Source organism: Streptomyces sp. MS06, from assembly GCF_047200655.1.
Taxonomy (GTDB): domain Bacteria; phylum Actinomycetota; class Actinomycetes; order Streptomycetales; family Streptomycetaceae; genus Streptomyces.
In genome coordinates this window covers 1-923 of sequence record NZ_JBJZOJ010000153.1, presented here as the reverse complement: position 1 = coordinate 923, position 923 = coordinate 1, and the positions used below count along the sequence as shown (strand labels likewise).

The 923-nt window shown below is 70.7% G+C and carries 1 protein-coding gene and 1 pseudogene; both read right to left on the bottom strand.

Annotated features, from left to right (window positions below; all coding sequences use genetic code 11):
* Positions 1–304: pseudogene (locus ACL02U_RS32895) on the bottom strand (hypothetical protein); the annotation flags it as partial.
* A gap of 63 nt (positions 305–367) precedes the next feature.
* A partial coding sequence (locus ACL02U_RS32890) for a hypothetical protein (RefSeq protein WP_412794675.1) occupies positions 368–923 on the bottom strand: 556 nt, incomplete at its 5' end.

Here is a 923-nt window from a genome sequence, read left to right as displayed (position 1 = left end):
ATGAAGAGGCCGCAAACGTGCCGCGCGCGTACTCGCCGCCACCCCCGCCACCGGAGCAGGCCGACTGGGCGCTGCCCGTGGACGCGGACCCGCCGGCGCCCCCACCGCCACCCATCAGCTCCACAACCACCCAGATCGCCCCGGCCGGTTTCGACCAGGTGCCGTCCGCCGTGAACGTCTGCACATCCACCGAGCCGGGGATGACACTGTCGGCGTTCTCGGCGAGAGTCTGCAGCCACTCCCAGAGGCGAGTGTGGTCGGTGGACTCGGGATAGGTGATCCCTTTGCCAGTCTGCTGCGACATGCTGTGCGCCTCCTGCGGGCATGACGAACACCCCGCAGAGGCGGGGCCGGTGAACGGTGTCGGTCAGCCGGTGCGGGTCCAGTAGAGGGTCAGCGTCCAAGCGGCTGACCAGGAGGAGCGCCCGGCGAGCCGGATGTACGGGGAGTCGCTGCTGATGACGATGCCGATGCCGCCGCGGGTGCCGTCGACGAGGGCCTGCCCCCACGACGTCGGCATGCTCCACGTCGCCTCGCCGGGGCTGACCTTGCCGTATACGCCGAGTGCCGGGCCGGTCGTCGACTCGTGCAGCGTCGGATACGACGACGGCCGCGTCGACTCGCCCGCCAGACGCATCGTCGGCGAGCGGGCCGCGTAGTCGCCCGAGGTGAGCCGTCGCAGCCGCAGCGTCGCCTTCGTGACCGTCGCTCCGGACAGCGTGCTCGGCTTGCTCCCGTAGAACGCGAATCCCGAGTTCCGCCCGTAGGACGATCCGGAGTAGCGGCCCTGGAAGGTGTCGGCTGCCGTCGAGGAGCCGATGTCGGTGCGCCAGTGTCCGTCCCGCCAGGTGCTGGTGGCGACTGGCGTGCACACCAGACTGCCCGTCGTCGTGGTCGGCTTGGGGGCCGGTGCGGTATCTCCG